At 65.3% G+C, this 23,607-nt stretch carries 21 protein-coding genes; 12 read left to right on the top strand and 9 right to left on the bottom strand.

Going from position 1 to position 23,607, the window contains the following annotated elements; all coding sequences use genetic code 11:
- Positions 1 to 5 precede the first annotated feature (5 nt).
- The 3 genes from QMK31_RS15460 to QMK31_RS15470 are packed head-to-tail and all read right to left on the bottom strand — an operon-like array spanning position 6 to position 3,156.
- Positions 6 to 917, bottom strand: coding sequence for a carbohydrate ABC transporter permease (locus QMK31_RS15460; protein WP_283501845.1), 912 nt, complete (start codon positions 915 to 917; stop codon positions 6 to 8).
- Complete coding sequence (locus QMK31_RS15465; RefSeq protein ID WP_283501846.1) at positions 917 to 1,819, bottom strand: carbohydrate ABC transporter permease; 903 nt, start codon at positions 1,817 to 1,819, stop codon at positions 917 to 919. The genes QMK31_RS15460 and QMK31_RS15465 overlap by 1 nt, the downstream gene beginning before the upstream one ends.
- A 50-nt stretch (positions 1,820 to 1,869) precedes the next feature.
- On the bottom strand, positions 1,870 to 3,156 hold the full coding sequence (locus QMK31_RS15470; RefSeq protein WP_283501847.1) for an ABC transporter substrate-binding protein: 1,287 nt from the start codon (positions 3,154 to 3,156) through the stop codon (positions 1,870 to 1,872).
- A gap of 124 nt (positions 3,157 to 3,280) precedes the next feature.
- Here QMK31_RS15470 and QMK31_RS15475 point away from each other — a divergent pair, with 124 nt between their 5' ends.
- Positions 3,281 to 4,522 carry an ROK family protein gene (locus QMK31_RS15475; RefSeq protein ID WP_283501848.1) on the top strand — a complete coding sequence of 414 codons (1,242 nt, stop codon included), beginning with the start codon at positions 3,281 to 3,283 and terminating at the stop codon, positions 4,520 to 4,522.
- A 22-nt stretch (positions 4,523 to 4,544) separates the two neighbouring features.
- Here the strand turns inward: QMK31_RS15475 and purM are convergent, their stop codons facing one another.
- The 3 genes from purM to QMK31_RS15490 are packed head-to-tail and all read right to left on the bottom strand — an operon-like array spanning position 4,545 to position 7,705.
- Entirely contained in the window at positions 4,545 to 5,666 is a 1,122-nt protein-coding gene (purM, locus tag QMK31_RS15480; RefSeq protein WP_283501849.1) for a phosphoribosylformylglycinamidine cyclo-ligase, read from the bottom strand.
- Positions 5,663 to 7,252, bottom strand: coding sequence for an amidophosphoribosyltransferase (gene purF / locus QMK31_RS15485; protein ID WP_283501850.1), 1,590 nt, complete (start codon positions 7,250 to 7,252; stop codon positions 5,663 to 5,665). Before purF ends, purM begins: the two co-directional genes overlap by 4 nt.
- Before the next feature lie 12 nt (positions 7,253 to 7,264).
- Positions 7,265 to 7,705 (bottom strand): MFS transporter, encoded by a 441-nt coding sequence (locus tag QMK31_RS15490; protein WP_283501851.1) that lies wholly within the window; start codon positions 7,703 to 7,705, stop codon positions 7,265 to 7,267.
- 38 nt (positions 7,706 to 7,743) lie between these two features.
- Here QMK31_RS15490 and QMK31_RS15495 point away from each other — a divergent pair, with 38 nt between their 5' ends.
- Positions 7,744 to 8,664, top strand: a complete 921-nt coding sequence (locus tag QMK31_RS15495; protein ID WP_283501852.1) for a ribokinase — start codon at positions 7,744 to 7,746, stop codon at positions 8,662 to 8,664.
- Between the two features lie 18 nt (positions 8,665 to 8,682).
- Here the strand turns inward: QMK31_RS15495 and QMK31_RS15500 are convergent, their stop codons facing one another.
- A complete protein-coding gene (locus QMK31_RS15500; protein WP_283501853.1) occupies positions 8,683 to 12,702 on the bottom strand; it encodes a lamin tail domain-containing metallophosphoesterase family protein in 4,020 nt (1,339 codons plus the stop codon).
- Between the two features lie 208 nt (positions 12,703 to 12,910).
- A complete protein-coding gene (locus QMK31_RS15505; RefSeq protein ID WP_283501854.1) occupies positions 12,911 to 13,288 on the bottom strand; it encodes a sterol carrier family protein in 378 nt (125 codons plus the stop codon).
- Positions 13,289 to 13,340: 52 nt separating this feature from the next.
- Between QMK31_RS15505 and purD the strand changes: the two genes are divergently transcribed.
- The 3 genes from purD (at position 13,341) to QMK31_RS15520 (ending at position 16,667) form a co-directional block, all read left to right on the top strand.
- Positions 13,341 to 14,606 carry a phosphoribosylamine--glycine ligase gene (gene purD, locus QMK31_RS15510; protein ID WP_283501855.1) on the top strand — a complete coding sequence of 422 codons (1,266 nt, stop codon included), beginning with the start codon at positions 13,341 to 13,343 and terminating at the stop codon, positions 14,604 to 14,606.
- A gap of 156 nt (positions 14,607 to 14,762) precedes the next feature.
- Positions 14,763 to 15,704, top strand: a complete 942-nt coding sequence (locus QMK31_RS15515; RefSeq protein ID WP_502853359.1) for a phosphoribosylaminoimidazolesuccinocarboxamide synthase — start codon at positions 14,763 to 14,765, stop codon at positions 15,702 to 15,704.
- A gap of 129 nt (positions 15,705 to 15,833) precedes the next feature.
- Positions 15,834 to 16,667, top strand: coding sequence for a VOC family protein (locus QMK31_RS15520; protein ID WP_283502030.1), 834 nt, complete (start codon positions 15,834 to 15,836; stop codon positions 16,665 to 16,667).
- 24 nt (positions 16,668 to 16,691) lie between these two features.
- Here QMK31_RS15520 and QMK31_RS15525 read toward each other — a convergent pair whose 3' ends face one another.
- Positions 16,692 to 17,426 carry a TetR/AcrR family transcriptional regulator gene (locus tag QMK31_RS15525; RefSeq protein WP_283501857.1) on the bottom strand — a complete coding sequence of 245 codons (735 nt, stop codon included), beginning with the start codon at positions 17,424 to 17,426 and terminating at the stop codon, positions 16,692 to 16,694.
- 95 nt (positions 17,427 to 17,521) lie between these two features.
- Between QMK31_RS15525 and kynA the strand changes: the two genes are divergently transcribed.
- The 7 genes from kynA to QMK31_RS15560 all read left to right on the top strand — a co-directional run bounded on the left by kynA (position 17,522) and on the right by QMK31_RS15560 (position 23,535).
- On the top strand, positions 17,522 to 18,376 hold the full coding sequence (gene kynA / locus QMK31_RS15530; protein WP_283501858.1) for a tryptophan 2,3-dioxygenase: 855 nt from the start codon (positions 17,522 to 17,524) through the stop codon (positions 18,374 to 18,376).
- A complete protein-coding gene (locus QMK31_RS15535; RefSeq protein WP_283501859.1) occupies positions 18,373 to 19,272 on the top strand; it encodes an amidohydrolase family protein in 900 nt (299 codons plus the stop codon). The genes kynA and QMK31_RS15535 overlap by 4 nt, the downstream gene beginning before the upstream one ends.
- On the top strand, positions 19,269 to 20,561 hold the full coding sequence (locus QMK31_RS15540; protein WP_283501860.1) for a kynureninase: 1,293 nt from the start codon (positions 19,269 to 19,271) through the stop codon (positions 20,559 to 20,561). The genes QMK31_RS15535 and QMK31_RS15540 overlap by 4 nt, the downstream gene beginning before the upstream one ends.
- 84 nt (positions 20,562 to 20,645) lie before the next feature.
- A complete protein-coding gene (locus tag QMK31_RS15545) occupies positions 20,646 to 20,930 on the top strand; it encodes a phosphoribosylformylglycinamidine synthase subunit PurS (protein ID WP_283501861.1) in 285 nt (94 codons plus the stop codon).
- Positions 20,930 to 21,628 carry a phosphoribosylformylglycinamidine synthase subunit PurQ gene (gene purQ, locus QMK31_RS15550; protein WP_283501862.1) on the top strand — a complete coding sequence of 233 codons (699 nt, stop codon included), beginning with the start codon at positions 20,930 to 20,932 and terminating at the stop codon, positions 21,626 to 21,628. Before QMK31_RS15545 ends, purQ begins: the two co-directional genes overlap by 1 nt.
- Before the next feature lie 243 nt (positions 21,629 to 21,871).
- Positions 21,872 to 22,261 carry a YciI family protein gene (locus tag QMK31_RS15555; RefSeq protein WP_283501863.1) on the top strand — a complete coding sequence of 130 codons (390 nt, stop codon included), beginning with the start codon at positions 21,872 to 21,874 and terminating at the stop codon, positions 22,259 to 22,261.
- The gene (locus QMK31_RS15560; protein WP_283501864.1) at positions 22,258 to 23,535 is read left to right on the top strand and encodes an RNA polymerase sigma factor; all 1,278 of its coding nucleotides are present in this window, start codon (positions 22,258 to 22,260) and stop codon (positions 23,533 to 23,535) included. The genes QMK31_RS15555 and QMK31_RS15560 overlap by 4 nt, the downstream gene beginning before the upstream one ends.
- Positions 23,536 to 23,607: the final 72 nt, after the last annotated feature.

Here is a 23,607-nt window from a genome sequence, read left to right on the forward strand (position 1 = left end):
GGTGCTTATTTAATGGCGCCCTGGGTGACGCCAGACATGACCCAACGCTGGGTAAAGAGGTAGACGATGATTGCCGGGGCCATGGCCATGAGGTAGGAGGCGAAGGAGACGTTATAGTTGTTACTGAACTGGGTCTGGAAGATTTGCTGGAGCACGGGCAGGGTCTGCAACGCCGGATTCGAGGTGATGAGCGATGGCATCACGAAGTCGTTCCAGGAGGCCAAAAAGGCGAAGATGCCTACGGTGGCGCTCATCGGTGCAAGCAGCGGAAAAATCAGCTGCCAGAAAACCTGTGCAGTACTAGCACCATCCAGACGAGCGCTCTCCTCCAACTCTTCGGGGATCGAGCGCAAGAATGCCGTGAACAGCAGCACGCTGAATCCGAGCTGAAACGTGATGTGCAGAATGGCGACGCCGATGGGGTTATCAAGGTGAAGCAAACCGGTCAGCTTAACCTGAGACAGGGCGAGCACCGGGAACGGCAGAAAAATTGCCGCCAACAGGTAGTAGAACGACCAGCGAAAGAAGCGCCGGTTCCAGTTGCGGGAAATGGCAAAAGCAGCAAAAGCGCTGAGGATGATCGTGCCGACAACACTGATTACTGAAACACCGATGGAGATGGCGAAGCTGCGGGGAAAATCGGTGAGGGTCCAGGCCTGCACGAACCCATCCACGCTGAACGGTGCAGGAAGTGAGAACGCGTTACCGTCTACGGCCTGCGCGGTGGTCTTGAAGGCCATCGTCAGGGTCACGTAGAGGGGGATCAACACCGCGAGGGTGCAGACGAGGAGAGCAATGGTCACCGGCCAGTTGAATCGCTCACCGCGGGTGCGGGCGCGGGGGTGCGCAGAGTCACCGTTGACGGGCGTCCGTTCCCCGCCGGTGGAAGGCGGTGCCAGGGAGATCTGCGAGGTCATCAGACACTTGCCTTTCCGCGCGTGACACGCAGTTGAAGTAGTGCAATCGCGATGGCGATAAAGAAGAAGATGGTGGCATTGGCCATCTGGTACGAGTAGTCACCGTTCGTGAAGCCGTTGAAGATGGACATGGCAATGCTTGTTGTGGAGGTTCCGGGGCCGCCGTTGGTGAGGCCGACGATGATGTCGTAGGAGTTCAGAAAGTTTTTAAAGCCGATGATCACGTTGATGAGGATGTATCCGGCAGTGAGCGGCACCGTGATCGACCAAAGCTGCCGAGCGCCTGAGGCACCATCGAGCGCTGCGGCCTCATAGACGTCGGAGGGAATCGCTAGGATTCCGGCGATGTAAATGAGGATTGTCGACGGGATCGCCTGCCAGGCGGTCACGATAACGATCGCAACCCACGCGAGGTCAGGGTTGGCCAGCAGGCTCTTTTCCAGCGGTGCGATTCCCAAAGCGGACGCCAGCTCCGGCAACGAATTGGAAAACAGAAAGTTGAAAACGTAGGCGATGACGATACCCGAGACGACCATGGGCAAGACGTACAGCGCTCGAAGCGCCACCTTGCCCCTGATTCGCGAAGTGAGACCGATGGCCAGAAGGAAGGCGGCCACGTTAACGACGGCCACCGTGACGAGTGAGAAGCCGATGGTAAAGCCATAGGCTCCGAGGATCGTCGGGTCGGAGAACAGGGCGATGTAGTTGATGACGCCGATGAAATAGTAGTCGCCAAAACCTACAGAATTGGTAAAGCTGTAGAAAATGCCCATGATCGCGGGCAGGGTGATCGCGAGGCTAAAAAGAACCAGTACCGGGAGGAGAAAAGCGTAGTAGGTGGCACCGACCCGCTGGGGTTTGTGAACCTTTCGGCTGACCTGACTCGGTGTAACGACGGCCATGTCGTACTCGTTTCTGTCGATGTGGATAGGGATGTGAACGGTGCGTTGGGCTAGGAGCGCAATGCCAGTCGCGCCCAGTCGCCGTCAATCTGCTTCAGCACCGGGATGGGGCTGCTGCCCAACGCGATGGACTGCGCATAGTTAGCCACGGGAATACCGGAGGGAATCAATTGCGAGGCTCCCAGGTAGAACGCGGCATCGTCGTAGTACTGCTGCATACCGACGAGGGCCGGGTTGGTCGTCGGCGGCGCATCCTTTGTTGTTCCGAACGCGTTGTTATCGGCGTTGTACTTGTTCTGGATCTCCGGCTGCATGAGGAAGGAAAGAAACTGGCGGGCGGCATCTTTTTTGGTCGACACCTCCGGAATCCAGAGTGCGAGGTCAACGTTGACCCGCACTTTGAGGTCGCCAGGGTCGTTGGTAACCGGGAGCGGAAAGGTGCCCACCTTCATGGCGGGATTGGTTTTGGCGAACTCGTTCAGCGCCCATGGGCCCTGAAGGTACATGGCGGCCTTTCCCTGCGCGAAAGCGAGGTTGCCGTCACCGTACCCGCGACTGGCGGCGTTCGAGTTTGCATACTTCGCCAGCTCCCCCAAACGTGTCATCGGCTCTTCGAAGTCTTTTTGGAAAGAAACGGCCGAGCGGGCGTCTACCGCCGTGCCTTCGGTTTTTAGCTTTGTGAAGAAGGCCGACACATCGAGCATTCCGCCCACGGTGTAGTCGAATAGGCCCTGGGCCACGGTCCAGGTGTCTTTGTAGGTGTTGAAAAAAGGTGAGATTCCGGCGGCCAGAAACACCTCGCAGACGCGAACGAGTTCGTCCCAGGTCGTGGGGACAGCCACACCGTACTGCTCGAACAGGTCCCGGTTGTAGAGCACCGATGCGGCGGTCAACGAGTAGGGGATGACGCTGGTGCGACCCGGATAGTCGGCGGTTGCGGCCAGGAGCGGTTTAATATCGGGATTGATACGGTCGGCCTCCGATATGTCAGAGAGATCGCTCAGCGCGCCCCGCTCAACGAACTGCACCATGGAGAAGTTGTAGTTCCAACAGCCGAGATCCGGCGGCCGGTTGCGAACAAAGTCGGCCGACATGTTCGACGTGGAGTCTCGAATAACCCGCACCGTGGACTGAGTTTTATGGAACTCCGCAATGAGGGTATCGAAATACCCGATGACTTCGGGCTTGGAAACGTAGAAGCTGATCTCGGTGGCACCGGCCGCGCCGCCGGGTGCGGCACAACCCGCCAAGGCGAGTCCGGCACCGATTGCTCCGGCGCCGACCAGAAACGAACGCCGGCTCAGCGCGGGAAGTGGGGTAGATCGTTGAGGATGCACGTCATTGTCTCCTTTGAAAGCGAGCAACCGTATGGTCGGCTACTCGCTATGTCAGATAATATACATCCTAAATTTAGATCCTGCATCAATTCGGAAGAGATTGGTTTCGCGGTATCGTCAATCTATGAGAGTGGACCAGGCAACCCCATCGACCCAGCTTCTGCGACGCATGAACGCCCAGGCCGTGCTGCGCTTCGCTGTGGGCCACTCCGTCTTCAACGCCAGTAATGTCATTGAAGCCACCGGCCTCACGCGCTCCACGGTCATCGGTCTCTGCGACTACCTCATCGAGCTTGGCTGGATCCACCAGCCAGAGGATGCCCGTGCGGATCCCGAATACAGCAAGGGTCGGCCGGCCAGACGGTTTGCACTTCGCTCAGACGCTGGATTTGTCATTGGGGTCGATGCGGGTGAGCACAGCATCACCGCCGCCGTCGCCAATCTGCGCGGCGAGGTGCTTGGCCGGGTGCGCCGGTCCTATGGCGACCAGCGGTTCGATTCTGCGGTGCGCCTGAGCGTCACGTGCGACGCCATCGATACGGTGTTAGCCGACTGCGCAGTACCGATCGAAAAAGTTCTGGCGTCGGTCTTCGGCATCCCCTCCCCCACAGACTCTGACGGCCACTCCCCGGTCGGTCAGGACGGCTACTGGGCCAGTATGAATCCGGGGCTCTCTGACGCCTTTGTCACCTATGGTCGGGTCGTCGTGGAGAACGACGCAAACTTGGCTGCGATCGCCGAGCAGTCCGTAGGTATTGGCCAGGGCACACGGTCGTTTGCCGCCCTACTTTCTGGCGAACGATTTGGCGCCGGCCTCATCATGGACGGCGTACTTATTCGCGGCCAACACGGCGGCGCCGGCGAGATGAGGGTGCTTGACTTGGTGGATGGGGTGGGTTCGGCGACCGGACTGGCCGCACTCGCCCGCGACTGGGCTCAAGAATCAAAACTGACGGATGCGGGGGGTGCCGCTTCGCCGATGGCCGAACTTCCTCGGGTCGACGTCACCGCAGAATCAGTGCTTACGGCAGCCCGGAATGGTGACGAGACGAGTCTGGCCATCGTGGACCGGCTGGGCGATCGACTCGCGCGGGTCTGTTTTGTTCTCGCCAGCCTGCTGGACGTGGAACGGGTCATCCTGGTCGGCGCAATCGCGGTGGCCGCCGGCCCCATCATCGACCGGGCTCGCACCGTTCTGGCCGAAAACTTCTACGCACCGATTCCCGAGATTGCCGCCTCGGAACTCGGTGCTGACGCCGTCGTGCTTGGCGCCATCCAGCGTGGTCTGGCCTTGGTGCAGGCCGACCCGCTCGGACTCGTGCTGGTGGGCCTTCCCCTGACCGCAACCGAGTCGGTGAATCTGTAAGGGAGCCGGGGGCGGCAAGCGGTTAGCTGGCGTAGGCCCCAACGAGGCGAACAGCGCCGCCGTTGACACCCTTGGCGCCCTGCTCAAACCCGGCCAGGTCGTGCGGCGCCCGAGAAACCCGACCGGTAACCCAGGCGGGAATGCCACTCGTAGCGAGTCGGGCAATGACCGACGAAGCGGATGCCGCGTCGACGACCGCGAACATGCCCACTCCCAGGTTCCAGGTTCCCTCCGCGCTTTCCAGCGTGGAGCCGGCCATGTCGCCGAGCACGCGAAATACCGGCGCGGGCGACCAGGTGGACCGATCCACCTCCACCCATGACCCGACAGGCAGCACGCGGGCAAGGTTCGCCGCGATGCCACCGCCGGTCACGTGGCTGAGCGAGTGGATGGCACCGGCCAGTTCGGGATCACCGAGCACGTCGAGCAGCGGACCGGTGTACAGGCGGGTCGGCTCCAGCAGCACCTCACCGACCATGCCTCCGAGATCGGCCGACGTGTCGGTGTAGCCGATGCCGCGCTGCGCCAAAATATGACGCACGAGCGAGTAGCCGTTGGAGTGCAGGCCGCTGGATGCCATCGCGATGACGACGTCGCCGGAGACGACTTTGTCGGCGCCCAGCACCTGGTCGGCTTCGACCACACCGGTGGCCGCGCCCGCGACGTCATAGTCGTCGGGGCCGAGAAGGCCCGGGTGCTCAGCAGTTTCGCCGCCGACGAGGGCGGTTCCGGTCTCGGAGCAGGCGCGGGCGATACCGGCGACGACCTGGGCGATGCGTTCGGGCACGACCTTGCCGCAGGCGATGTAGTCGGTCATGAAGAGGGGGCGAGCGCCGACGACGATGATGTCGTCGACGACCATACCGACCAGATCTTGCCCGATGGTGTCGTGCTTGTCGATCGCCTGGGCGAGGGCGACCTTGGTGCCGACGCCGTCGGTCGAGGTGGCCAGCAGAGGCTGGCGAAACTTGGTGAGGAACGACACGTCGAACAGCCCGGCGAAGCCGCCGACTCCGCCCCAAACCTCGGGGCCGTGGGTCTTGGAGACCGCAGATTTCATGAGTTCAACCGCGAGGTCACCAGCCCGGGTGTCAACTCCGGCTGCTGCATACGTTGCGTTGGAACTCGTGCTGGTGTGGCTCATTCTGGTCTTCCCGGGTCACCGAACGGTACCTGACCCAGGCGGGCGAGGGCTTCTTCTTTGCGTGCAGCGGGAGCAAGCACGACTTCCAGCTCGGAATCCGGGCCGGGGTCGCATCCGTTCGACGTCGTCGGTCGCTCCAGCAGGTTCTTGCCGAGGTGCTGCGATTCCGGCAGCGCAATCGGGTAGACGCCGGTGAAGCAGGCGGTGCAGAGGCGTTCACGTGGCTGCTCGGTGGCTTCGATCATGCCGTTTTCGGAGAGGTAGCCGAGACTGTCTGCTCCGATCGACTGGCGCACCTCGTCGATCTCGAGGCCGGTCGCAATGAGTTCGGCGCGGCTGGCGAAGTCGATGCCGTAAAAACACGGCCAGGTGATCGGCGGACTCGAGATGCGCACGTGCACTTCGGCCGCTCCGGCCTCACGCAGCATGCTCACGAGCGCGCGCTGGGTGTTGCCGCGCACGATCGAGTCGTCGACGACGATGAGCCGTTTACCCTTGATGACGTTCTTGAGCGGGTTCAGTTTCAAACGGATGCCGCGCTGCCGGATGGTCTGCGACGGTGCAATGAAGGTGCGCCCCACGTAGGAGTTCTTGACGAGCCCCTGGCCGAACGGAATGCCCGACGCCTGCGCGTAGCCGATAGCGGCGGGCGTGCCGGATTCCGGGGTGGGGATGACGAGGTCAGCCTCGACCGGGTACTCCGCGGCGAGCTTGCGGCCCATCTCGACCCTGGCCTCGTGCACGCCGCGACCAGCGATCGTGGTGTCGGGCCGGGCGAGGTAGACGTATTCGAAAACGCAGCCCTTGGGCTCGGCCTTCGCGAAGCGTTGCGTGCGCAGTCCGTTTTCGTCGATGGTGATGAGCTCGCCCGGTTCAACCTCGCGCACGAAGCTCGCGCCGACGATGTCGAGGGCTGCGGTCTCAGATGCGACGACCCAGCCACGTTCGAGGCGTCCGAGCACGAGCGGCCGCACGCCCTGGGGATCACGGGCCGCATACAGGGTGGTCTCATCCATGAAGACGAGGCAGTAGGCGCCGCGGAGGCGCGGCAGCACCTCGAGCGCGGTCGCTTCGAGGGTGTGGTCGAGGTCGCCGGTGAGCAGGGCGGTGACGACGGCGGTATCGGTCGTGTTGCCGCGCGCGAGTTCTCCGTCAACCTGCGGATAGCGGTCCCGCACGAGCTGGAGCAGTTCGGCGGTGTTGGTGAGATTGCCGTTGTGGCCGAGGGCCACCGTTCCGCTGGCGGTGCGGCCGAGGGTCGGCTGGGCGTTCTGCCAGCTCGACGAACCGGTCGTGGAATACCGGGTGTGCCCGACAGCGATGTGCCCGAGCAGGGTACTCAGCGAGGCCTCATTGAAGACCTGGGAGACGAGCCCCATGTCTTTGTAGATGAGAATCTTGCTGCCGTCGCTCGTGGCGATTCCAGCCGATTCCTGACCGCGGTGTTGCAGGGCGTAAAGGCCGAAGTAGCTGAGTTTGGCTACCTCTTCGCCGGGAGCCCAGACACCGAAAACCCCACAAGCATCTTGTGGGCCCTTCTCGCCTTGAAGAAGATCATGATTTAACAGTCCGTCGCCACCGGGCAAGCCGCAGCCTCTTTACTTCTCGTTGAACGCTTGGAAATCATCGTTGGGGGTGCCGGAGCCAGGCTCAGCGGCACGCAGTTCGTTGGTACTGAGTTCGTTCGCCCCCAGTCTATCGGCGACGACCGACACGTGCGATCGACCGATGACGCGGTCGATCACGAGGGCAACGACCGCGCCCAGGGTCGTGCCGATGGCGAGACCGCCGAGCAGCAGGAAGCCGAAAATTTGCACCCGGTCGTACTCGTCGTTCTCCGGGAACGAAATCGTGAGAATCAGGGCGAGCAGTACTCCGACAATGGCTCCGAGCAGCATGAAGTTGCGGTATCGCGGAGCGCGATGCACGGTCACGGTCGTCTCCGCCATCAGGGTCTCCCCGACCGTCGCGTTATCGGCGACGCTGTCCGCTGACGGGTCTTGGGGTTGCTCAGCCTGAGGCTGCTCAGAAGAACTCACCCACTTATTGTCCCATGGGCGGATGAGAGACTGGCCCTATGAACACGATTGCGGTACTCGGAAGCGCCAACATGGATCTCGTCGTGCGCCAGGCACGCCTCCCCCGGCCCGGCGAAACGATTTTCGGGGTCGCTTTCAGCACCGTTCCGGGCGGCAAGGGCCTGAACCAGGCGGTCGCCGCGGCCCGACTCGGCGCCGATGTCACGTTTCTCGGAGCAGTAGGAGCGGACGCCTACGGAACCGAGCTGCGTGCGCTGCTGGCGGGCGAGGGCATCCGCTCTGCCGAACTCGCCACAGCGGATGCCCCCACCGGCACCGCCCACATCTCCGTGGTGGACACCGGCGAGAATTCGATCGTCGTGGTGTCGGGGGCCAATGCCACCGTCACGACCCTGAGTGTGGAGCAGCGAGCGGTCGTTGCCGATGCGGCCTTTCTCGTGATGCAGTGCGAGCTGCCGACCCGGGTATTGGTCGAGGGGATCGCGCTCGCTCGCGCGGCCGGGGTATTCACCGTGCTGACACCGGCTCCGGTGGTGCCGCTGCCGGCCGGTTTTCTCGCCTCGGTCGACCTCATCGTTCCGAACCAGGGTGAAGCGGCCGAACTCACCGGGGAGAGCGACCCGGTGCGCGCGGCGGAGGTGCTCAGTGCCGGGGGCACCTGGGCTATCGTGACGCTGGGATCGGAAGGGGCGGTCGTGGCCTTCGACGGCGAGGCCCTCGGCCTTGCGCCGGCCCGACCGGTGACGGCCGTTGATACGACCGCGGCGGGCGACACCTTCGTCGGGGCCCTCGTGGCGCGCCTGGCCGCGGGGGACGTGCGCGGCACCGCGGTGACCTCCGATCAGATGATCGAGGCCGTGCGCTACGCCACTGTAGCGTCGTCAATCGCGGTGACTCGCGCCGGAGCCACTACCTCGATGCCCAGCAAGAACGAAGTAGCTGCAATTCTGAACGAATAGGTCCGCGAAAGCGGCCGGTTACTGGCGGGCGCGGAGAATATGAATGGTCACCAGGGCGAGTGCTGCTGCAGCTACTGCACCGAACAGGACCAGCGCCAGATTCCAAATGTTCAGGGAAGCGACATGATCGCCCAGGTCGTCGGTGCCGTCGGCTGTGTGCGGGGCGGCGGGATGCGGGGCGGCGGCATCCGTCGGTGCAGCCGCGATCTCGGCTGCGAGCGCCGCGCTGGCGGTATCGGCGAGGGCCTGCGAGGCAGCCGTGAGCCCGGCCGAAACGACGACCCGCGTCGAGGACTTCGATTCGGTGGACTCCGAAACGCTGGGCGTCGTCACCTCGGGTACTGCCGCCTCGGGTACTGCCGCCTCGGGGATCACAACCGGCGCCGTGACGGTCAAACTACGCACCTCGGAGTAGGCGGTAGCGCCGTAGGGATCTTCGGAGAACGCGAACCAGCCGTGGGTGCCGACGCCGGGGTTCCAGCTGGCGCTCACCGTCGCGCCGCTGGTCACCGTGTCGAAGGCGGCGATCGTGGTGGTCGTTAAGATGTCGACGGTGAAGGCATCCGTTGCGAGCGATTTCTGCATCGACGTCAAACCGAACGCGGCGTAGGGAACCGTGAATTCCTGGTGCTCCAGCTCGAGGGTGGGGTCGTCGGAGTTGTAGACATCGAGATAGGGCGAGTAGGTACGCACGCTGATCTGCTCGGCGGCGTTGTCAAAGTGCAGCAGCCGTAGAAAGGACTGGCCGCCTTCCGGCAGGCCCTGATAGTCGAACAGCATCTGGTAGACCGAGCGGTCGGGGGTGCCATCACCGTTGTCGTCGAACTGATCGATGCGGGTGAACGCGTCGTGGTAGTGCCCTGAGAAGATCATCGCCACGTTGGCGTTAGGTGCGATGACCTCATCGTAGATCTGCTGCGGCACCGCCCCGAGACCGCCGGTGGTGAGCATGTATTCGTGCAGGTTGAGGATGGCTGTGCGCTCGGGGTACTGGGCGAGAACCTCGTTGAGCCAGGCGATGCCCTCGGTGCTCGGCGCCCAGCCTAGATAAAGCATGATGAAGTCGATGCCGCCGGCCGTGATCAGGTCGTAGTGGCCGCGGTTGTCTTCGAAGCTGCCGCCGTACCACGGGTTGGCTTCGTAGCGTTCGGCTCCGAAATTGGCCTTGTACGCGGCGTAGTCGGCGTCCTTCTGGCCGACATCGTGGTTGCCGGCCAGCACACCGTAGGGCAGCTGGGCGTCGTCGAGCATGCTGTAGGCCTCGTTGGCATTGGACCACTGGCGACCGTCTTCGAAGTTGTCGACGATATCTCCGGTGTGGAACAGGTACTGCAGGTTGACGGCGGCGCGCTGCTCGAGCAGGTAGTCGTGGATGTCGAGCTGGCGCTGGTAGAACGTGTCGTTGTAGTACTGCGTGTCGGATTCCACGGCGAGCGTGAAGTCGTAGTTCGCCCGGGCGGTGTCGTTCACGTTGTTGACCGGCAGCGTGCTCGACCGGTCGGAGAGGTCGGCGCCGGCGAAGCCTTCTGAGTGCTGGATCAGTACCGTGATGACCTGGTTCTGCACGTGATCCAGGGCGGGCACCATGGCGTCGAGGGTGAACTCGGTCTCACCCTCGCCGATGGTCACGTGCCGGTCGAATTCTTCCCACACTCCCGTCGCCACGTTCTGCACGTAGAGCAGCACCTTGGCGTCGGCGTTCGCCGTGCCGTCCCAGCGCACCCGCGCGGTGAAATCGGCGCCGGCCTCGGCCGGAACGTCCACCTCGAACAGTTGGTAGGGAAACTGCGAGTCGGATGCGACCGGCTCGGTCGCGCCGTCCAGTCGCGCCATGGCGGTGACCTGTTCGCCGGTCAGCAGCGTTTTGGCGGCCCGATCGGTGCCGTTGGCGATGGCGGCACTGCCCGAATACCCGCGCACACTGCTCTCGGCAGCGGATGCCGTGAATCCCCGCCGCAGGGTGACCTCCAACTGGTCACCGGTCGGGTCGGTCGCCCGGGCGGTGAGGTCGAGCGGTCCCTCCTCGACCACCGCACCGTCAAGCGGCGTGATCAGTTCGTTGCCGGGTTCCTCGACCGGGGTGGAGAAGACGGTTCTGAGTTCTGTGACGTTGGCGACGTTATCCCTGGCAGTCAGCAGCAGGGTGTGCTCGCCGTCAGCCAGCGTGATCGACGAGGTGGCATAGGGCAGTTCGATGGGCTGGCCGTCGAGGGTCGCGACGAGCGTGTCGAAGCCGGCGCCGGCATCCGTCGCCGCACCTTCGATCATGAACTCGCCCTGGTAGAGCGCTCCGGCGATGGCGGATGTCGTGACGGCGGGAGCCGTGTTGTCGACCCTCACCGTGCGGGTCGCCGAGGCGACGCCGTTGCTCGCCAGTACGGTGTGCGAGCCGTCGGCGACCGCGGTGGTGTCCCAGGAATGGGCGACGGCCATGTATGCGTCGATCGGAATGGTGAAGGTCGCGGCGTAAAAGTCGAGCTTGCCGGCGCTGTCCCCCATGTTCAGCACTTCAGCCGGGTCGCTGTACCCGTCAGGCTGCAGGCTGCGGCCGTCGGGGAGCACGAGGCGCGGGTTACGAATCTGGAAGTCGTCGTTGTTCTCGCTCTGGTTGATTTCGGGGGCAACCTTGGAGCCCGCCCAGACGCTGACGACGAGGTTCTCCCCCTGGGTCAGATAGGTAAGCGGCACCGGCGTCGCGAGGGTCTCCCAGCCCTCGGGGATGCCGTCGTCGAAGATGCGCAGTACGTCGGTGCCCACCAACACACCGTTCTGAAAGAAGGTGTTCACCGCGGTGACTTCGAACACGAACTGGGGGGCGAATTCCAGCTCGGGGTTCGTCGGCACGGTCTGGTCGTCGATGCTGAGGGTCATGCCCTCGGCGCTGCTGTCGCCGGCGGCCGACAGCATGGTGCTGCCAGCGACGAACTGGTCATCGGTGACGTTCAGCCGCACCGGCGAATTGTCGACCCCGATGAGCTCGACCCGCACGACCGGGCTGCTGGCGTCGGTGCTGCCGTCGCTGCTGCCGTCGCTGGCCGTGAAGTAATACTCGTACCAGCGTTTGCCGGTCAGGTCGACCCTTTGCAGGTTGTACTGGTAGCCGTCAGCGCCGTCCGTCGACAGGTTTGTCGTCATGAATTCGGTGTCGATATTGCTCTTGAGGTGCACCTCGACGGTGCGCGCCTGTACGTCGTCGGTGATGGTGGCGAACAGGGCGAAGTCTTGTGCGGGATCAATTTCGGCCAGGGTGTGATCGACTATCACCGGCGGTGTCGTGTCGCTGCTGACGCTCTTGAGGTCGCCGGCAACCTGCGCCGCGAAGACCGTACCGGGCGTGGCCGCGACCTTGGCGAGGTTGAGCTGGCGCCCTGGGTTGCTGCTGTCGTTTCCAAACTGGATACCCAGCTTCCGATCGACGTCGTCAGCGCCGGCGAGGTTGTAGTACGCCGTGTTGACGCTGAAACCGGTGTTGGTCAGAATCTCGATGCCTCGGGCCGGGCCGTTGGCCATTCCGCCGCTGAAGACCTCGATCAGGTCGGTGCCGATGGCCAGGCTGGACCCGAATTCTGCGTTGAATTCGGTAGCGGTCAGAGCGTCATTTTGACCATTCTTAATCCATAACACGAGGCTGCCGCCGGGGGTGATGACCGCGTCGGTCGGGGTGCTCGGCCAGCGCACCGCCCCGCTGTTGGTGAGGTCGGCGAGCGGATACAGGTAATTGAGCGTGTAGTCCGCGAAATTGATAGGGCTGGCGGTGGCGTTGTAGACCTCGATGAACTCGTAGCCGTCGGCCGACCCGACATTGGTCGTGTCGGGCGTGATCTCCGTGATCTGCAGCGGGGCGGTGTCGGCGTTGGAAGGAGCCGAGGGGGTCGCCGTGGAGGTATCAGCGGTTTCGGTGACCAGAAGTGGCGGCATCGAAACCTCGATGGCTGCCGTGGCCGAATATGCCGGTGCGATGACACCCGCTGCGCCGATCAGCAGCACGAGGCCGAGTGCGGTCAGAGAATTACGAAAGGAACGGGAGAGAATGCGCACTGAGCAGGCCTTTGTTTCATGGGCGGTCTCGCTCAAGTTAGGGGCGTCGAAGGTCTGGCCTGTGACTTCCCGGTGAACGAACGGGGCTGCAGCGAATCACTCCTGCGTACGCGAGGTGCGGCTCATAACTGCGGAGATGACAGGAAAACCGTGTTCTCAACAGCTGAATTCGGAGGAGTTGTCCGGCATCTCCGCAGTTCGGTACTCCCTAGTGCAGGAGCAGCACCGGCACATGCCCGGTGAGATCGGCACGGGCGCCGGAGGCGTGGATGGCGCCGCTCGCCAGGCCGTCCGCCCACGGAAGGGCACCGGTCGCGAGTGCGAGCCAGGTGGCGGCATCCGTTTCGATGACGTTCGGCGGGGTGCCGCGGGTGTGACGCGGACCGGCGACGCACTGCACGGCGCCGAATGGGGGCACGCGCACTTCGAGGGTGTTTCCCTCGGCTTGTTCAGCGAGCAGCTGAAGGGTGTAGCGCACCGCCTGCGCGCGGATATCTCGGCTCGCGGTGGTTCCGCCTTCGAACGCGGCCAGCGCCGCCCGCACGGCAACCCGCCCGGCTCCGTCGTCGATGCGTGCTCTGGCCATTGTTCCAGTCTGCCCGATCGGCCGGGCCCGAGGCATCGGGTAGCCTGAAACGGTGAAAATTCTGGTCCTTGGTTCCGGTGCCCGCGAGCACGCCATCATCACCGCGCTGCTTCGTGAGGAACCGCGCCCGAGCGTGGAGTGCGCCCCCGGCAATGCCGGCATCGCCGCCGAGGTTCCCGTCGTCGCGCTCGATCCGAACGACCCGGTGGCCGTAACCGACTACGCGATGCTGCACGACATCGAGCTCGTCGTGATCGGGCCAGAGGCACCGCTCGTAGCCGGCGTCGCCGACGCCCTGCGCACGCGCGGCGTGGCCGTTTTCGGACCGGATAAAGCCGCCGCCGCGCTCGAGGGCAGCAAAACCTTCGCCAAACGCATCATGGATGAGGCCGGGGTTCCCACCGGCCGCGCCGTGCGCGCCGGCAACCTTGCAGAGGCTGAAGCCGCCCTCGACGAGTTCGGCGCCCCCTACGTGGTCAAGGCTGACGGCCTCGCCGCCGGCAAGGGCGTGCTGGTGACCACGGACCGCGTTGCCGCCGTCGGCCACGCCGCCTTCTGGCTTGAACACGGCAGCGTGTTGATCGAAGAATTCCTCGACGGCCAGGAGATCTCGCTCTTTCTGCTCAGCGACGGCGAGCACGTGCTGCCGCTCTCGCCCGCCCAGGACTACAAGCGGGCCCTTGACAATGACGCTGGCCCCAACACCGGCGGCATGGGTGCCTACTCACCGTTGCCGTGGCTCGACGCTCAGTTCGGCAGCGAGAACGCGTTCGTCGACGAGATCATCGAGACCGTCGCCCTCCCCACGGTTCGCCGGCTCGCCGCCGAGGGCACCCCGTTCGTCGGGCTGCTCTACTGCGGGCTCATTCTGACGGATGCCGGCATCCGCGTCATCGAATTCAACGCGCGCTTCGGAGACCCAGAGACGCAGGTCGTGCTGCCCCGCCTGGTCACGCCGCTGTCCGGCCTGCTAGTCGCCGCCGCGACGGGAGCGCTCGGCGGGCTGCCCCGCCCGGTCTTCTCCGCCGAGGTGGCGGTCACCGTCGTGCTGGCGAGCGAGAACTACCCGCAAGAACCGCTCGTGGGCCGCGAGATCACCGGGCTCGACGCTGCCCTCACCGTGGACGGCGTGACGATCGCCCATGCCGCGACCCGGGTTGACGGCGGCAGGCTGGTGTCGACCGGCGGGCGCGTGCTCAGCGTCGTCGCCGTCGGCGACTCCTTCGCCGAGGCCCGCGCTCGCGCCTACAAGGCCCTCGGGCACGTTTCTCTGGCCGGCGCCCACTTTCGCAGCGACATCGCCGCCCGGGTCGCCTGACCTCTCTCGCCCCAGGCCGGCACCGGCATCTCCCTGCGCATAACTCCTGCAATCTGCTCACTCGCGCCAGAGCTTCCCCGTGAATTCGCGGGCACTTCGTGTCGAGCAGTTTTTTTGCAGGAGTTATGCACGGTGCTGATGCGGGAGAATACAAGGGTGAGCCAATCTGAGCACGAGTCCCCCGCATCCGCCGCCCCCCTCGACGGGTGGACGCCCGTCTACTCGGGCAAGGTGCGCGACCTCTACGTCGAGAGAACGGATGCCGCCCCCTCCCTCGCCACCGCGGCCCGCGTACTCGTGGTCGCGAGCGACCGGGTCAGCGCGTTCGACCACGTACTCGAGCCCGGCATTCCCGGAAAGGGCGAGCTGCTCACCACCCTGAGCCTGTGGTGGTTCGACCGGTTGACCGACGTTCCCAACCACCTCGTCGCCGACCACGAACAGGTCGGCGGCACCGTACGGGAGATCATTCCGGCAAGCGTCTCCGGGCGGGCGATGCTCTGCCGCACCCTGGACATGTTCCCGATCGAGTGCGTGGTGCGCGGATACCTGACCGGCAGCGGCTGGAAGGAATACCTCGAATCCCAGTCGGTGTGCGGCCTCAAACTGCCCGCCGGGCTGCAGAATGGCGACCGGCTGCCCGAACCCATCTACACCCCGGCGTGGAAGGCCCCGATGGGCCAGCACGACGAGAACATCTCGTTCGAGCGCACGGTCGAACTGGTCGGGCCGACCATCGCCGCCGAACTGCGCAGTCTTTCCCTCGCTCTGTTCCAGGCCGCCGGCGCGATCGCCGAGCAGGCCGGCGTCATTCTCGCCGACACCAAGTTCGAGTTCGGCGCCGACCGGCAGACCGGCGTGACCGTGCTCGCCGACGAGGTGCTCACGAGCGATTCCAGCCGCTACTGGGATGCCGAAGCCTGGCGTACCGGCACCACCCCGGAGACCCGCATGGCGAGCTTCGACAAGCAGATCGTGCGCAACTGGCTCTCCGCACACTGGGACGGCGCTGGCATCCCGCCCGAGCTGCCGACCGAGATCGTCGAGCAGACCGCTGCCCGTTACCGCGAACTGCTTGAGCGCCTCACCAGCGCCTGAGCACAACAACACCGCGGCGCGCAAACGGGGGGAGCGCATCCCGGTGAATCGCGGAATAGCCGGGGCGGCCCCCGAGTTGTGCCTGCTGTGACTCTAACTGCGAAAGACCTGCTGGCCGCCGACACCGGAATGGGCGCGGTGACCCTGCGCGTGGGCAACCTCGACGCCATGATCGCCTACTACCGCGACATCGTGACGCTCGAACTGCAAAGCCATGATGGGCCGATCGCCGTGCTCGGCCGCGGCCAGGTACCGCTCGTAATTTTGCAGCACGCCCCCGAGCTCGCGGCCGCCGAACCGCGCTCGGCCGGGTTGTACCACACCGCCATTCTGTTCGACACGCAGGCCGACCTCGCCGCCGCCGTCTATTCGATCGGCACGAAATCACCGGGGACCTTCACCGGCAGCGCCGATCACCTGGTCAGCCAGGCCTTCTACTTCACCGACCCAGAGGGCAACGGCATCGAGCTGTACTGGGACCGTGATCGCACGCTGTGGAGCTGGACCCACGGCCAGGTCGAAATGGCCACGCTCTACCTCGACCCGAACGCATTCATTTCTGAGCATATGTCGCAGGAACCCAGCGCCGGCCACGCCGTCGTCGGCCACGTGCACCTCTCGGTTGGTGACGTTGCGAGCGCCCGCGAGTTCTACGTGAACCGTCTCGGCTTCGAGGCCACCGCGAACTTCGGTCCCTCGGCCCTGTTCGTCTCGGCCGGCGGCTACCACCACCACATGGCCATGAACACCTGGGAGAGTTCGGGCAGCGGCAAACGCCGCCTGGCGCTGGGCCTCGGCGAAGTCAGCATTATCGTGCCGAGCACCGACGATGTCGGCGCCCTGGGCGAACGGATGAGCCACTACAACGTCGACACCCGTCACGACGGGCAGACCCTCAGCTTCGACGACCCGTGGGCCAACCGCATCCAGGTGAGCGCTGCGGACCCGGTCCAAACGATTTAGCAGCGCACGGCGCCGCCGGGCGGCTCAGCGCGCCGCGCGAGCCGCCCGGCGGGTGAGGCCGTGCACGGTGGCCTGATAGTCCTTCACGTCGAGCGGCCGGCCGGGCAGCTTGGGCCGCGGCGCATCGGCCGCACGCAGGCCGTCGAGCACGATCGAGAGCTGACGTCGCCATTGGCCGGCATAGCCGGTGCCGAGGCTGCCGAGCGACCCGACCATGGTAACTAGTACGGCGAGGTCGATCGCGTCAACATCGCGGCGCAGCGTGCCGTCTTTTTTTGCGCGGGCCACGAGGCTCGCGATGAAACCATCGAACTCCGCCGCCGGCCGCGCCGACGGGTCGAGCTGAGCCATGCGCCGCAGGATCGGCGGCAGCGAGGGGTCAGCGACGAGCCATTCAGCGACCCGTTCGGTGTAGACGACGAGCGCGTCCCACGGGGTGGGCGCGGCCTCGATCTCCCCGCGCACGGCATGCAGCTGCGCGAGGGCGATGTCGTAGAGCGCGCGCACCAGGTCGTCGCGGGTCGGAAAGTTGCGATACAGGGTGGCCACGCCGACGTCGGCCTGACGGGCGATGGCCTCGAGGGATGCGTCCACGCCGTGCTGAGCGAGCAGGGTGCGTGCGCTTCGGATCAGGCGATCGCGGTTAAGTCTGGCGTCGCGGCGACGGGGCGGCACCGGCGCGGCGCGGTCGGCCGCGGTTTTCTGCAGAACAGACGGAGCCGGCACGCCATCCTGGGGCTTTCGGGTCGGCGAGGTCATACGCTCCAGTCTAGAACTTTGACCTGCACCCAGAGTGCGGTGTTGCGCCCACAGCCGCAACCTGCGCACAATTTGAACAAGCCGAACGGAACCCGATGACCCTCAAGAACAACACCCGCGAATTCGACCCCGAGATCGTCACCGATTTTCGCGAGAAGATGAGCTACGGTGCCTACCTTGATCTGCCCACCCTGCTCGACGCGCAGAAGCCGGTGAGTGTTCCCGAACACCACGATGAGCTGCTCTTCATCATTCAGCACCAGACCACCGAACTCTGGCTCAAACTCGTACTGCACGAGCTACAGGCCGCCAGCGAAGCCCTGCGCCAAGACCAGCTCGCGCCGGCCCTGAAAGGCATCGCCCGGGTTAAACACATCCAGCGCACCCTCACCGAGCAGTGGTCGGTGCTCGCCACGCTCACCCCCACCGAGTACGCCCAGTTCCGCCATTTTCTGGGCAATTCGAGCGGGTTTCAGTCGTACCAATACCGTGCGGTCGAGTTCGCGCTCGGCAACAAGAACCGCCGCATGCTCACCGTCTTCGAAGCGGATGCCACAGCCCACGGCCTGCTCACCGCTACGTTTGAAGCGCCCAGCCTCTACGACGAATTCCTGCGCCACCTGCACCGAGCCGGCTACGACATTCCGACCGCGGTGCTCGAGCGCGACGTGACCGAAGCCTGGACGTTCCACCCAGAACTCGTGCATACCTTCCGGGGGATATACGAGAATGCCAGTGAGCACTGGGCCGCCTACGAGGCCTGCGAAGAACTCGTCGACCTCGAAGACAACTTTCAACTGTGGCGTTTTCGCCACCTCAAGACCGTGCAACGCATCATCGGCATGAAGCACGGCACCGGCGGGTCGAGCGGTGCAGCCTTTCTGCAGAAAGCCCTCGAGCTGACCTTCTTTCCGGAGCTGTTTGCGGTGCGCACGGAGATCGGAACGTGACTTCCCACTTTCTTCACGGGCGCGGCACCGTCTATCCGGGATTTCTGGACGCGCACGTTCACCTCGCCCTGATCGACCCGACCATGCTGCACCGCGGCGGCATCGCCCGGATACTCGACCTTGGCGGCTGGCTTCCCCGCGACCCAAGCCCGTCCATGCCTGATCTGGCATATGCGTATCAATTTGTTACCGCCCCCGGCGGCTATCCCAGCCGTGCCGTCTGGGCCGAGCCGGGGTGGAGCTGCCCGGTCGACTCCGCAGCGGATGCCGCCAGGGCGGTGGACCTGCAGGTCGCGGCTGGGGCATCCGTTTTGAAGATCACACTGAACGCGGTGGCCGGACCGGTGCTCGGTGCGGACGCTCTGGTGGCACTGGTTGGTCGGGCCCACAACCGTGGCCTGCCCGTCGTTGCGCACGCCGAGGGCGCCGGCCAGGCCGAGCGCGCGTTCACGGCCGGGGTCGATGCCTTCGCCCACACTCCGTTTTCGGAACGCCTCCCCGACGGGCTGCTCACCGCGATGGCGGCCCGAATGACCTGGATCAGCACCCTCGATATTCACGGCTGGGGCTACCCCACCGCTGCCTTCGAGATCGCGAGCGACAACCTGCGCCGGTTTCACCGCAACGGCGGTCGGGTGTTGTACGGCACCGACCTCGGCAATGGGCCGCTGCCCCTCGGCGTCAACCACCGCGAAATCGTGGCGCTGCTCGGCGCCGGCCTGACCCCCGACGACGTGCTGGCGGCCCTCTGCTCTTCGACACCGCTCAAACTGACCGTGGCCGACACCCGGGTTACTTTTGTTCCGGGCGAACGGCCACGTGACCCCGAAGATTTTGCCGACTGGCTCGTCGCCGCTCGCGCCCTCACCCGACCCGAACTTGAGGTACTCGCATGACGCCCACCATAGACAACACGATCGGCCTGGACGCGCACCTCGCCTTCGCCCGCCGGATGGACCGCATCGACGGCCTGGCCCACTATCGCGCCCGGTTTCTCGGTACTGACGCCGACGCCGACACGGCCAACCCGCGCTCCTATCTCGACGGCAACTCGCTCGGGCGTCCGCTGCGGGCGAGCGCCGACCGCATCGCCAATTTTCTGCAACACGACTGGGGCACCCGGCTCATTCGCGGCTGGGATGAGCAGTGGATGGAACTGCCGCTGCAGATCGGCGATGACCTCGGCCGCACGTGCCTCGGCGCCGCTCCCGGCCAGGTGTTCGTCGGCGACTCCACCAGCGTGCTGCTCTACAAGCTGGCCCGCGCCGCCGTGGATTCACGTCCGCAGCGCACCGAGATCGTGCTCGACAGCGATAATTTTCCCACCGACCGGTACATCCTGGAGGGCATCGCGCGGGAGCGCGGTCTGACCCTGCGCTGGATTGACTCCGACACCGAAGGTGGGGTATCCGCCGAGCAGGTGCGCCAGGTGGTCGGCCCAGAGACCTCCCTCGTGCTGCTGAGCCACGTGGCCTACCGCTCTGGCTACCTCGCCGATATGCAGGCCATCACCGCTGCCGCCCACGAGCACGACGCCCTCGTGCTGTGGGATTTGAGCCACTCGGTGGGGTCGGTTCCGATCAATCTCGACCGCTGCGACGTGGACCTCGCGGTCGGCTGCTCGTACAAATATCTCAGCGGCGGGCCGGGCGCGCCGGCATTCGGCTACGTCAGGAGCGACCTGCACGAGGCGCTCACCCAGCCGATCCAGGGCTGGATGGGAGCCCAGGCCATCTTCGAGATGGGACCGGGGTATCAGCCGGCCACCGGCATCCGTCGTTTCATGAGCGGCACCCCCGCCGTGCTGGGCATGCTCGCCGTGCAGGACACGATCGCCATGCTGAATGAAGCCACCATCGAATCGGTGCGCGCCAAGTCGGTCGCGCTGACCGAGTTCGCGATCACCCTCGTTGATGAGTGGCTCGCGCCAATGGGGGTCACCGTGGCCTCGCCGCGGGAACAAACCCATCGCGGCGGGCACGTGACCATCAACCATCCGCTCATGCGGCAGGTGACGAAAATTCTGTGGGACAACGACGTGATTCCCGATTTTCGAGCACCGAGCGGGCTGCGGCTCGGCCTGGCCCCGCTGAGTACCAGTTTCGTCGAGACCTACGACGGCGTCGCCGCCGTGCGCGACGTGCTGCGCGGCATCCTGCTCGGCCAGAACGGCGTGAGCCGGTAGAACGGCGGGCAGGGCCGCACCCGGCCTGTAGAATTACAGTGATTTGCCACGACTATAAGCCCCAGACTGTATGCGGAGTGCCCTGTGCCAACGATCGTCGTCGAAGTAATGCCCAAGGCCGAGTTGCTTGACCCCCAGGGAAAGGCCGTCGCCGGCGCCCTCGGTCGCCTCGGTCAGACCCGGTCAGCGCTGGCCAACGTGACCGGCGTGCGCGTCGGCAAGCGATTCGAGATCGCCATCGATGGTGAAGCGGATGCCGACGTCTTAACCGCAGTGCGCGAACTCGCCGACACCGTGTTGTCGAACTCCGTGATCGAGGATGTCGTTGGCATCCACGTGCAGGATGCTCCCTCGTCAGCGGTCGTCTGATGCGCATCGGCGTCGTTACCTTTCCTGGCTCGCTCGACGATCGTGACGCTGCACGCGCGATCCGCCTGGCCGGCGCCGACGCCGTAGCCCTCTGGCACGGCGACCACGACCTGCACGGCGTCGACGCCCTCGTACTGCCCGGCGGGTTCAGCTACGGCGACTACCTGCGCGCCGGCGCCATCGCGAGCCTCTCGCCGATTATGACCGAGGTCATCGACGCGGCGAATCAGGGCATGCCCGTGCTCGGCATCTGCAACGGATTCCAGATGCTCACCGAGGCCCACCTGCTCGAGGGCGGCCTCATTCGAAACGACCAGGGCCGCTTCATCTGCCGTGACCAGGGCCTGCGCATCGAGAACAACGCGAGCGCCTGGACCAGCGGGTTCGCTCCGAATGCCGAGATCGTCATTCCGCTCAAGAACGGTGAGGGCTCGTTCATGGCCTCCGCCGAGACGCTCAAGGCGCTTGAGGGTGAAGGCCGCGTTGCGGCTCGCTACATCGGCGGCAACCCGAACGGTTCGCTAAACGATATCGCCGGCGTCACCAACGCGCGCGGCAACGTCGTCGGCCTCATGCCGCACCCGGAGCACGCCGTCGAGGCCGGTTTCGGACCCGATACCGACGACGCCATGGCCAGCGGCACCGACGGCCTTACCTTCTTCACCTCGGTCATCACCCAGGCGCTCATCGCTCGGTAGCAGCGTCGGCATCCGCCGGGACGCCCTCGTCGTGGTGCCACTGCGCTGCCGTTTGCTGCACGCGCGGAGCTGTTCTGCTGGCGTGCCTGACCGGCCGGGCGCGCCAGCCCCAAACGCCCGCGCTGTCGAAGAATTCCGGAAAATTCTTCACGAGTTTTTCTGCGGCTGTCCTATTCACGGCAGCGGGTTCGTTCCTAAGGTAGATCCATCAACGGATGGGTTCATACCGAGAAGGAGCGCACCATGACCAGCTATGTCGCATTGATCTACTCGCCCGATGTCGATTGGAGCCAGCCCGAGTTCGCCGACGGCATGGCCGAGTATCAGAAGTTCGGTGAGGACGCCGCGAGCGTCATCCGCGGAGGCGCCGCGCTGTACCACACGCCCACGGCGACCACCGTGCGGGTGACCGGTGGCAAGGGTGGTGATGTCGTGCTCAGCGACGGACCGTACGCCGAGACGAAGGAAGCCCTCACCGGCTTCTACCTGCTCGAATGCACCGACCTCGACGAAGCGATCCGGGTCGCGTCCATGATTCCGGGGGCATGGAACGGGGCCGTCGAGATTCGTCCAGCGCTGCCGATGACCGTGAAGATTCCCACGCTCGAGACGGCAGACACCGTCACGCAATGAGCCAGGGCGGGTTCGGCGGAGACCGCGCGGCTGTGCCCCGCGCGGCCTCTGCCGAGCTCACCGTGGCGCTCACCGATATTCTGCTGGCGGAACGGCGCCAGGTCCTGGCCTCGCTCACCCGGCTGACGGGCGACCTCGGCATCGCCGAGGACGCCGTGCAGGACGCCGCGATCAGCGCCCTGCAGGCGTGGCCGCGCACCGGCATTCCGCAAAACCCCCGGGCCTGGCTGATCGTGACGGCGAAACACCGAGCGATCGACGTGCTGCGCCGTGAGGGGTCGCGCTGGGCCAAAGAGAGGGAGGCGGCCCTGATGCAACTTCACCAGGCTCCCGACGACTTTACGGTCGGCGTGCTGCGCGACGACCAACTGCGCCTCATCTTCACCTGCTGCCATCCGGCACTCGCCGCCGAGGCACAGGTCGCGCTCAGTCTGCGGGTGCTGTGCGGCCTCAGCGTGGCCGAGGTGGCTCGGGCCCTGCTCGTGCCCGAGGCCACGATGGCCAAGCGCCTCACCCGGGCGCGGCAGAAAATCGCGGCCGCTGGCGTCCACTATCGGGTACCCGACGACGCCGACCTGCCCGATCGGATGCGCGTGGTCGCGACGACCGTTTTTCTGCTGTTCACCGAGGGGTACGCCTCACGCTCCGCGGGGACGCACGAGAGGCGGTCCCTCGCCGAAGAAGCCGTGCGGCTCGGCCGGCTGCTGGTGCAGTTGTTACCCGGTGAAGCCGTACTGGAAGGCCTGCTCGCGACCATGCTGCTGCAACATTCGCGGCGCCACGCGCGCTTCGACGCCGCCGGCGACATCGTTCTGCTCGCCGACCAGGACCGCGCACGCTGGGACCACGTGCTGGCCACCGAGGGCGTTGAGCTGGCGGCGAGTGCCATTCGCCGCAGCCAGAACAGCCCCGAACGCTTCGCGGTCGTCGCGGCGATCGCCGCCTGCCACGCGATCGCTGGCACGGCACAAAACACCGACTGGGACGCCATCGTGGCCTGGTATGACGTGCTGGCGCGGCTGGATCCGAGCCCGGTCGTGCTGCTCAACCGGGCGGCGGCGCTGGCCGAGCGTGGCGACGTTCGTGCGGCCCTCGACGCGGTTGAGACGCTCGAGGGTCTCGACGACTACTTCTGGCTGCACGCCACCCTGGCCGAACTTCTGCGCCGCCTCGGTCGCGAGCCAGAGGCTGCGGTCGCCGCGGCTCGAGCGCGCGGCCTCACCGGCTCGATCGCCCAGCAGCGACTGCTCGACCGTCGCTACCTAGCCCCCTAGTGCCCAGATGGCCCCGCGGGTTACGGGTGGCAAAGCACCCATGATCCGCGGAGGCCAGGTCAGATCGACCGT

It is taken from the genome of Cryobacterium sp. PH31-O1 (assembly GCF_030063455.1).
Lineage (GTDB): Bacteria > Actinomycetota > Actinomycetes > Actinomycetales > Microbacteriaceae > Cryobacterium.